Genomic DNA, 8590 nt, shown 5'->3' on the forward strand with positions numbered 1-8590 from the left:
CCGGGCGAGACCGCGCCCCGCCCCCGCGCGCAGCAACGTGGAGTCAAGCAGGCTGCGCAGGCGTCGCGGTTGCAGCCAGCCGTGATTGACCGCGTCGTACATTGCTCCGTGCCCACGCCGCTGCTCGGCCGTGAACGTCGACTCGACCAGCGGCCGTTCCTTCACGCGACGTTGCTCGACGCCTCGAAGCGTGAATAACGGCCGCCCTGCTTCTTTGAAGTGAAGCGGCTGGAGGAGCATCACCTCTCGGTGCCGGAGCGTGCGGCGGCTTTCCGTGCCCGCGCGCTCCACCCGGCGGTCAATGTCCGCAGCAGCGGGGGTGCCAGGAGAGCCAGGACGGTGAGCTCGGCCAGGACGCTGAGCAGTGCCTGGGGCGAGGGCTGCAACCCGCGTTCGGTGAAGCCGAACACGCCAGTCGTCCGGGACGCACCGAAGCCGATGAGGGCTCCGAGCGCGACTCCGGCGGCCGGCACCCGGAGGGTCACCGGCATCCCGGCCGGTGGGCTGACCAGCAGCAGAGCAGCGAGAGCCAAGGAGGCAGCGGCCTGGATCAGGAACATGACGCCGATGGCGTGGATGTAGCGGTAGCCGTCGATGTACAGCTGGGCGTGAACGGTGCCGCCGGCCGCCAGGGCGGCGACGACGGCCAGCCGGACGCCGATGCGGGTGGCCGTGCCGGTGGTCGTACGAGCGATGGTCACGCGAGCCTCCGGTCGGTGATGGCGAGTGCCTCAGCGCCGCGTTTGTAGGTGACGGTGCGGATGCCGAGGGCGGCTTTCAGCTGCCGGGCGGGCAGGACCCGGGGCGTGGGCGCGGGGCCGTGGCCAGGGGCGGGCAGGGGGTAGGCGGTGGTCGTCGCGGAGTGGAAGGTGACGTTGCCCTCGGTGCGGCTGAACAGCTGATGGACGTGACCGTTGAGGCAGGTCACCGAGGCGAAGCGTTTGAGGAGGGCCAGCACCTGGAGTGCGTCGTCGGTGCTCCAGCCCCATGCGGGGTACATGGCGAACAGCGGGATGTGGCTGAACACCACGATCGGGGTGTCGGAACGGAGGCCCGCGAGGTCCTTGCGCACGAAGTCGATCTGCTGGGTGCCGAGGTGTCCGAGTTTTTCCAGTGCCAGCGTGTTGACCAGCGCGAGGAAGTGCACGCCATGGGTGTCGAAACTGAACCACCCGTCACCCGTGGTGTTCCGGCCGAAGGCCCGTCGGTAGGCCCGCCCGCCGTCCCCGACCGAGTCGTGCTCGCCGGGCACGGTGAACACCCGGTCGGTGGCGAGCCCGGTCATCATCTGTTTGACCTGGTCGAACTGAGCAGGGGTGGAAAAATGGGTCAGGTCGCCGGTGTGCATGACGAAGTCCGGGCGGAATCCAAGGGTGTTGATCTGGTCGATCGCCCGGGTGAAAGATCCGGTGACATCGGTGTTGGCGGGGCCCTGGAAGCCGATGTGGCTGTCGGAGACCTGGACGAAGCGCAGTCCGGCCCTGCCTGCGACCGTTGCCGGGGTGGTGCTGTCGTGGTCGTGGGCGATGTGGCTGATCACCTCGCCACCGACGACGGTGAGGACCACGGCGGAGCCGAACCAGCCGGCGTGCCACATGAGTTGACGGCGTGTCATACCCGTCTCGGGGGCCGTGGGTTCGGGCAGTGGCGCGGGCTGTCGGCGGCCGAAGGGGTTCTCGTGCGTGCCGAAGGAGTTCTGGTCCGTCATTGTGTCACCGTCACCGTGGCGGTCATGAACGGGTGGATGGTGCACAGATAGGCGTAGCTGCCGGCTTTGGTGAAGGTGTACGAGTAGCTCTTCCCGGTGCCCAGTGCCGGGGACCGAAGCGGGCCGCCGGCATTGTGACTGGTGACCGTGTGGGCGTCGGTGTCCTGATTGGTCCAGGTCACTGTCGTGCCTGCCTTCACCGTCAGGGTGGCAGGGGCGAAGGCGAAGTTCTTGACGGCCACCGTGGTACCGGCGACTGGCGCCACCGACGCGCCGCCCGGCGCAGAGCTCATGGTCATGCCCGGCATCGCCGTCGCACCGGAAGCCGCCGCATCGGGGCCGGTCGCGCCGGGAGTTCCGGCGAGGGACTGGCCCGCGCCCGGGGAGATCGCGGCGTCGGGAGGCGCAGCCACCGAGTGGCCGGGGCCGGCACACGAGGCCAGCAGCAGGATGGGGGCGAACAGCAGCACGGTGAGTGCCTGGGCTGTCAGCCGATGAGAAGCAAGATCCGAAAACATGGTCTCCCGTTCCTGGGTGTCCTGAACTTCCTGGGTTCCTGGACTCGCTGAACCGCCGTGAACGGCTCTGTTCAGGGGATACGGGAGCGGGTTACACCCGTCCGGCCGCTGCATGGCGCGGGCGTGTAACCCGGGGCCGTATCTGTTGGTGAGGGATTCGCCAACAGGGCGACGCCAAGGGCGGGTTGGGCAGGGTGGGGGCGCACTATGATGCGATGTGACCGCTCTTCGGCTGGGCTGGGCGTGGAGGTCGGCCGTGCGCGCGGCTCGGCGGGATGACTCCGAGCCGAGGCCGGCGCGTCCAAGGGCCCGGGGGCGTCCGACGATGCTGGGCAGCGCGAAGTACCCCAGCTGGGAGGCGATCTACGCCGACAACGTGCCGCGCCTGTACCGGCTGATGTTCGCCCGGGTCGGCAACCGACCGGACGCCGAGGACCTGACCTCCCAGGTGTTCCTGACCGTCTACGGGCGGCTGCACACCGGCGCGACGGTCGGTGAGGTACGCGCCTATCTGTTGGCCACCGCCCGCACGGTACTGGTCGAGCACTGGCGGCGTACTCTGGGCCACCAGGTCACCGAGATCGACCCGAGCGAGGTCGACCTGGACAACTTCGCTGCACCCTGCCGGTCCGACGACGCCGGTGACGCGCCGGAGCGCATCACCCGGATTCTCGACGCGCTGCCCGAACGGTCGCGCGCGATCCTCGAACTGCGGTTCCTGCGGGGCTACACGATCCGCCAGGCGGCCGCCGAACTCGGGGTATCCGTGGCGAACGCGAAGGTCCTGCAGCATCGCGCCCTGCGCCGTGCCGCGGGCCTGGGCAAGGAGAACGACCTGGAAGGGGACGCGTGATGAAGTCCGCGGTGGACCGCTACGTCGAGCGCCTGTTGGGCCGGCGTCGGCCCAAGCCGTTCGCCCCGTCCCAGGAAGATCTGGCGATCACCCGCACGGCGATCGAGCTGCTTGCCGCGAGCCCGGACGCCGCCGGCCCCCGGGAGGAGTTCGTACAGGATCTGCAGCGTCGTATCGCCACCCTCGACGCCACTGCCGAGTCGGCTCCCCCGCGCCCGGTGACCTGGCGTGCCCCGGGACGCCGGCGGTTCCTGGCGGCCACCGCGCTGGCGGCCACCGGCGCCGTCGCCGGAGCGGCCGTCGATCATGCGGTCACGGGGCAGAGCCCCGACGATTCCAGCGCCGGGGCCAGTGAGATCACCCCGACGCACGGAACCTGGCAGAACGTCGCGGCCTCCACCGACGTGTCCGAAGGCGCGGTGCTCTCCTTCGATCTGGGTACCGTCACAGGGTTTCTGCGCCGGGTCTCCGGCCGTGTCCAGGCCGTCTCCGGGATCTGCACCCACCAGGCCTGCCGCCTGGCCCTGTCGCCGGCCCGCGACACCTTTGCCTGCCCCTGCCACGGTGCCACCTTCGCCCTGACCGGCGAGTCGCTCACCCATCCCAAGTCGGTACGTCCGCTGCCCCGGCTGCCCCGGATGGCAGTGCGCGAGACCGGGGGCCACATCCAGGTCTACGCCCCGGCGCCCACCGACGCGGCGGTCTGACGCATCCGTCTGTCAGGCCCCGTACGCGCGCTAAAGGCAGAACAACAGCAGGCGCGACGACCGCGCACCCCACGACTTGGCCAACGTGCACCGGCATGGCTGCCGCTTCGGTGGGGCGTGCACGTGGAGTCGGTCGAGGTGGCCAACAGCGCTGACCTCGGTCGGCTTGCCCGCACCGGGGGTCCGGGTCAGCGATCCCCCGACGGAGCACCCTGACACGCCCGTCCAGCCCATCCGCAGAAAAGGAATTGAGCGAGGCGGCGTCCCGCTGCTACGGTCCTGACGGATCGTGAAGTCGTCGTATGGAGGTGAGACCCGTGAACACAGTTACCCATGGGTGCTCCCTCAACCCGTCACGGTCCGGCGGCTGACATTCGGTGTCGCCAGGAGCGCCTGAGATCGAGGCACTCCTGGAAGGAGACTCCGATGAACACAAAGCCTTTGACATCTGGCCTGAGCGAGAACGCGGTGATGATCACGCGCGTCGCGGACAGGCAATGGCATGCACTGGATGACGACCTGGTGGTCGGCCGCGGGTATGCGCAGCACCGGCCCGACGGACGCTTGTTCGTCAGCATCGACGCCTGGCACGACGCGGTCTTCGACCGGCTCGCCGAGGCGATGCTGGCGCAACTGCCGGCGCCGCTGTACACGGTGGTCGACGAAGCCGACGTCGAGCTGACGGCCGGCTGGCGGCGGGCCGGTTTCACGATCCGGCGCCGCGAGTGGGAGTACGTCGTGCCGACCGATCCGCGGGTCACAGAGCTCGAAGCAGTCCTGCCGCCTTCGGGTGTGACGATCGTGCCCGCCGGCCAGGCGGACGAGAGTCTGCTGCGGGCGGTGGACCGCGCGATCCGTGACGAAGTCGAGGCGACCGTCGGGTGGCAGTCGATGCCCGCGGAGGTAATTCCCCGCCCCGAAGGCGACACCATCGTCGACCCGTCGAAGTACGCGGTGGCCGCGGCGCCGGAGGGCTATCTGGGTCTGATCCGGGTGGTGACGGTGAAGCGGCCGCGCATCGGGCTGGTCGCGGTCCGGGCCGGCGAGCAGCGCCGCGGCATCGCGCGAGCGCTGCTGGCCCACGCGCTGGGGACGCTCCACCGCTCCGGGTTCGCCGCGGCCTGGACCGAAGTTCACGAGTCCAACGAAGCGGCCTCGGCGCTGTTCGAGGGCATCGGGGCCCGGCCGATGAGCAGCAACCTGGAGCTGGTGCGATGACGAAGAACAAGAACGTCATCGAAGTCGAGGGCAAGGTCGTCGAGTGTCTGCGCAGCGCCATGTTCACCGTGGAGCTCGAGAACGGCCACCAGGTGCTCGCCCACATCAGCGGGAAGATCCGCAAGAACTACATCAAGATCATGCTGGAGGACCGGGTGCTGGTGGAGCTCCCGCCGTACGACCTGACGCGCGGCCGGATCGTGTTCCGGTACCGGAACTAGCGGCGGCCGGCACCTTCCGCGGCAGCTGAACCCGGGCCCCGGTCACGGCGTTTCCGTGACCGGGGCTCCCCATGATGACTCGCAAGGCCGCGGCGGCCACCGCTCCAGCCGCAGCCATCAGGTCTGGATTCCGGGGTCACGGTGGAGCCGGTCCGGTGCCTGCTGTGTGTCCGAGGCCCTGATCTGGCAGGTCGGCCCGTGGAGGTCGGTGTGCGGGGTGTGGGTTGTGCCGGTCCAGGAGTCGTGTCCGCCAGTGGGTGAGGCCTTGTGACAGGTCGCTGTCTGCGGGAGTCAGTCTGCGGAGGCAGCTGTCGATGTAGTGGAGGTAGAGCGGAACGAGGTCGGCGTGGAGGAGTTCGGTGAGGTGCTCTGCCGAGGCCGGCTGTCCGTGGCGTGCGCGCGTCGCGGCACGGACGAGTTCCGCGGCCACCGGTGAGGGGTGTGCGAGGTGGTGGCGGATGGCGTCGTCGGTGGATCCGGGATCCGCGTTGGCGGCGGTGTAGAGGAACCTGAGCGGGAGCAGGACCGCCTTGGTGAACCGTCTGTTGTCGCTCGCCAGGTGTTCGGGGTTGTGGAACTCGGCCAGGACGGGGCCCGTGGCGAGTATCTCCAGCGCGAAGCGGATGCTGTCGGTGAGCAGCGTATCGGCGCCCGGTTGTGCCACGTCGTGGCGTACGTCCTCGCCCAGGAGCAGTATGCCGCTGTTCTTGAGGTCGAGCCGGTCGACGGCTGGGAATCTGCCGTCGTCCCGGTCCGTGCGCAGGGCCGGCAAGGAGCTCCAGAACACCGACAGGCGTTGGTGGGAGCCGTCCTTGTCCTGGAGGTCGCGGGTGACACGGTGGATGGTCCGTTCGTCGTCCTGACGGCGGTCCGCCAGGACCAGGCCGAGGTCGATGTCGCTGACGGCGGGTGCGAACCCTCCGTGCGCGAGACTTCCCAGGGCGTAGGCCGCGATGAGGCGGTCGGCGAGGGTCTGCTGGAACAGCCTCGCGCAGCGCTCGGCGATCCTTGTGGCGGAGCCGGGGTCGAGGATCTCCCGGGAGAGCGTGCTCATGCCGGGGCGGCGGTGTCGCGGCGCGCCAGCTCGGCGATCCGGTCGGAGACCATGGTGATGATCTGCCAGGCGCGGTCGAGGAGTTCGATGACATCGCCGAGCTGCCACTCCTGGCGCTCGGTGAGCAGGCGGTAGCCCATTTCGATGTGCTCCTCGTCCGCTTCGTCGTGCAGGGCGAAGTAGGCGTTGCCGGGGAACGCCAGGGAGCCGGCGTTACTGAAGGTGAGGCTGCCGGCCTCCAGCACGAGGTGGGCCAGGACCACGCGGTGCAGTCCGGGGAGGGTGCGGAACTGGTCGACGAACCAGGCGGCTCCGGCTTCGACGACGGGGTCCCAATCGGCGGTCCGGCCGGTGCGGTGGCTGTCCGCCAGGATCTCGTTGTGGCCGATCTCCTCCTGCTGGTGCTGGAGAGCGAGTTCCTTGAGCTGGGGGTCGGTCTCGAACGCGACCCGGACACTGATCATCCGTTGGAACGCGTCCGACCACGGTGCCAGGTGTGCCAGTACGGCGTCCTTGGTGGCTGCCGGTGTCGTGGGGTCCTCCAGCAGGACGATCAGGCCGCTGGCGCGGTATTCGCGGACGTGCTGTTCGTTCCTGTCAGCGACTTCCCCTAGGGGCGCGGGCATGGTGGTCATAGGGATCCGTCCTCCTGGAGGGTGCTTCGGGATGGCTGTGGCGGCGGGCCGGGCTGGGCGGCCTGCGGAGGGTAGAGCGGAAACCTGAAGTAGACGGACACGTCACCCTCGAGGCCGAGCGAGCGGTAGCTGACGAGCTCCTGAAGGCCCCGGCTCTGGTTCAGGGGCCGTGGCGCCACGGCGTGCAGGAGGGCGTGGTGACGTTGGGGGTCAAGGCCCTCGTGGGCCATCAGTGCGCCGATCCTGGCCGCGGCTTCCTCATCGGACGCGGTGAAACTCGACACCCGGAAGTAGGTGGTCGACTCATCGGCGCAGGTGGCGTCCGGCCGGAAGGCCAAGCAGGTCAGCGGTGCTTTCCCGGCGGCTTCGGGGGCCGTGCCCAGCAGAGTCCGGAAAGCCGAGCGGGCCCTGTCCGGCTCATGGGCCCGGGCGAGCGAGGCCATCTGTTCCAGGACCGCGACGCTGCTGGTGTGGTTGCGGTAGTAGACCTTGGCCCGGGCCCGCGCGCCGGCGTCCAGGTCAAGGGCGAAGAACTCCAGTTCGCGCTCGGCTCCGTCGGTCTGTGTCGCTCGGGCCACCCGTGCGGAGGTGTCAGCCCATGCGGTGCCCATCGCGAGGCGTTCCATTGCCTCGCTCACCAGGGCGTAACGTTCCTGCACGGCGACGGTGTACAGCCCGAAATAGATCTTGAAGGCCGGAGGGTGCCCTGGCCGCCAGGCCAGCGAGTGCCACACGGGCACGGGCACTGTCCCCTGGCCGGCGCCCGGCTCGAACACACCGGCCACCTTCCCGTAGCGGTCCAGGCCGACCAGTGGCTCCCCGGCCAACCGGTCCGTCAGCGCCGCCGCGGCGGTCCGATTGGAAGCCGCGGTGATGGGCCTGGAGGCGCCCAGCGCCTCGAACAGGATGCGCAGTTCCGGTCTCCCCCGGGACCACTTCACCGACATTTCGGCGGGGAAGCCGTCGCCGGCGACGTACGAGGGGAACGGGCACGCCTGCCCGACGGGCATGTCGGCCCATGGCCGGAGAAGATCCCGGACCTGGTCCGTCACAGGCCCGCTCATGGACTGCGGCAGACCGAGCCCGTCGCACATTTCGGTCCAGCGTTCGCGAAGGAACCCGCCGATGGATTGCCCTTCACCCGAGAAGATGCTGTCCACTCACCTATCCGTTCTCCAAGCGTGCCGTCCCGTCCCCTACCGGCGATTGACCGCCCATCGCACGCGGGACGAAACCATCGGCCCTGAGGGGGATATGCAGGAATTTCACGGGAGGCCTGCGCGATCACCATCACGAACCCCGCAGATATCCCCACGGGAAAGAGCGCACAAGAACCGTGCACCGCCGGTGTCGACAGACCTCGCGACGAGCATCGAAATGATTGCCTTGGACGCGGAGCGACAACGTGGCGCAGTCCTCCGCCGCAGCTCCCGATGGGAGGTCAAGGAAGCAGCTCTGAGTAGAAAGTCAGGCCGCCCCACGCGGAAGTCCGGCAACGTGCCGGTCCTCCTCGGCTCGACGCTCAGCGTCGTCGATGCCGTCTGCAGTGGCGGCCAGGAAGGCACCCATGTTCTTGGTCGCCTCAGAAGCCGTTGTCTTTCCGGATGTGATCGTTGAGTTTCCGCTGCTCAGACATGGTTCGGGCGTCGTTGCGGGAGAGTTCGGGCGATCAGATC

The 8590-nt window shown here is 69.1% G+C and carries 10 protein-coding genes; 4 read left to right on the forward strand and 6 right to left on the reverse strand.

All coding sequences use genetic code 11. The features are described from left to right. Nucleotides 1–239: 239 nt before the first annotated feature. From ACFY10_RS49955 to ACFY10_RS49965, 3 genes are read right to left on the reverse strand one after another with little or no spacing between them, the layout of a single operon-like run. Nucleotides 240–701: a hypothetical protein gene (locus ACFY10_RS49955; RefSeq protein WP_390672070.1), complete on the reverse strand. Its 462-nt coding sequence runs from the start codon at nucleotides 699–701 to the stop codon at nucleotides 240–242. After that, the gene (locus ACFY10_RS49960) at nucleotides 698–1708 is read right to left on the reverse strand and encodes a metallophosphoesterase family protein (protein ID WP_390672071.1); all 1011 of its coding nucleotides are present in this window, start codon (nucleotides 1706–1708) and stop codon (nucleotides 698–700) included. Before ACFY10_RS49960 ends, ACFY10_RS49955 begins: the two co-directional genes overlap by 4 nt. Continuing rightward, nucleotides 1705–2226 (reverse strand): cupredoxin family copper-binding protein, encoded by a 522-nt coding sequence (locus ACFY10_RS49965; protein ID WP_390672072.1) that lies wholly within the window; start codon nucleotides 2224–2226, stop codon nucleotides 1705–1707. The genes ACFY10_RS49960 and ACFY10_RS49965 overlap by 4 nt, the downstream gene beginning before the upstream one ends. A gap of 325 nt (nucleotides 2227–2551) precedes the next feature. Between ACFY10_RS49965 and ACFY10_RS49970 the strand changes: the two genes are divergently transcribed. From ACFY10_RS49970 to infA, 4 genes are all read left to right on the forward strand, one after another. Next, nucleotides 2552–3079 (forward strand): RNA polymerase sigma factor, encoded by a 528-nt coding sequence (locus ACFY10_RS49970; RefSeq protein ID WP_390672073.1) that lies wholly within the window; start codon nucleotides 2552–2554, stop codon nucleotides 3077–3079. Continuing rightward, complete coding sequence (locus ACFY10_RS49975; RefSeq protein WP_390672074.1) at nucleotides 3079–3786, forward strand: Rieske (2Fe-2S) protein; 708 nt, start codon at nucleotides 3079–3081, stop codon at nucleotides 3784–3786. The genes ACFY10_RS49970 and ACFY10_RS49975 overlap by 1 nt, the downstream gene beginning before the upstream one ends. Nucleotides 3787–4212: 426 nt before the next feature. Continuing rightward, a complete protein-coding gene (locus tag ACFY10_RS49980; protein ID WP_390672075.1) occupies nucleotides 4213–5004 on the forward strand; it encodes a GNAT family N-acetyltransferase in 792 nt (263 codons plus the stop codon). Beyond that, entirely contained in the window at nucleotides 5001–5225 is a 225-nt protein-coding gene (infA, locus tag ACFY10_RS49985; RefSeq protein WP_010981942.1) for a translation initiation factor IF-1, read from the forward strand. The genes ACFY10_RS49980 and infA overlap by 4 nt, the downstream gene beginning before the upstream one ends. Nucleotides 5226–5361: 136 nt before the next feature. Here infA and ACFY10_RS49990 read toward each other — a convergent pair whose 3' ends face one another. Genes ACFY10_RS49990 through ACFY10_RS50000 form a run of 3 tightly spaced genes read right to left on the reverse strand, consistent with a single transcriptional unit; the run spans nucleotide 5362 to nucleotide 7966 of the window. Beyond that, complete coding sequence (locus tag ACFY10_RS49990) at nucleotides 5362–6279, reverse strand: hypothetical protein (protein WP_390672076.1); 918 nt, start codon at nucleotides 6277–6279, stop codon at nucleotides 5362–5364. Then, nucleotides 6276–6914: a hypothetical protein gene (locus ACFY10_RS49995; RefSeq protein WP_390672077.1), complete on the reverse strand. Its 639-nt coding sequence runs from the start codon at nucleotides 6912–6914 to the stop codon at nucleotides 6276–6278. The genes ACFY10_RS49990 and ACFY10_RS49995 overlap by 4 nt, the downstream gene beginning before the upstream one ends. After that, nucleotides 6911–7966, reverse strand: coding sequence for a tryptophan dimethylallyltransferase family protein (locus ACFY10_RS50000; RefSeq protein WP_390672078.1), 1056 nt, complete (start codon nucleotides 7964–7966; stop codon nucleotides 6911–6913). Before ACFY10_RS50000 ends, ACFY10_RS49995 begins: the two co-directional genes overlap by 4 nt. Nucleotides 7967–8590 lie beyond the last annotated feature (624 nt).

It is taken from the genome of Streptomyces sp. NPDC001401, from assembly GCF_042895385.1.
Taxonomy (GTDB): Bacteria; Actinomycetota; Actinomycetes; order Streptomycetales; family Streptomycetaceae; genus Streptomyces.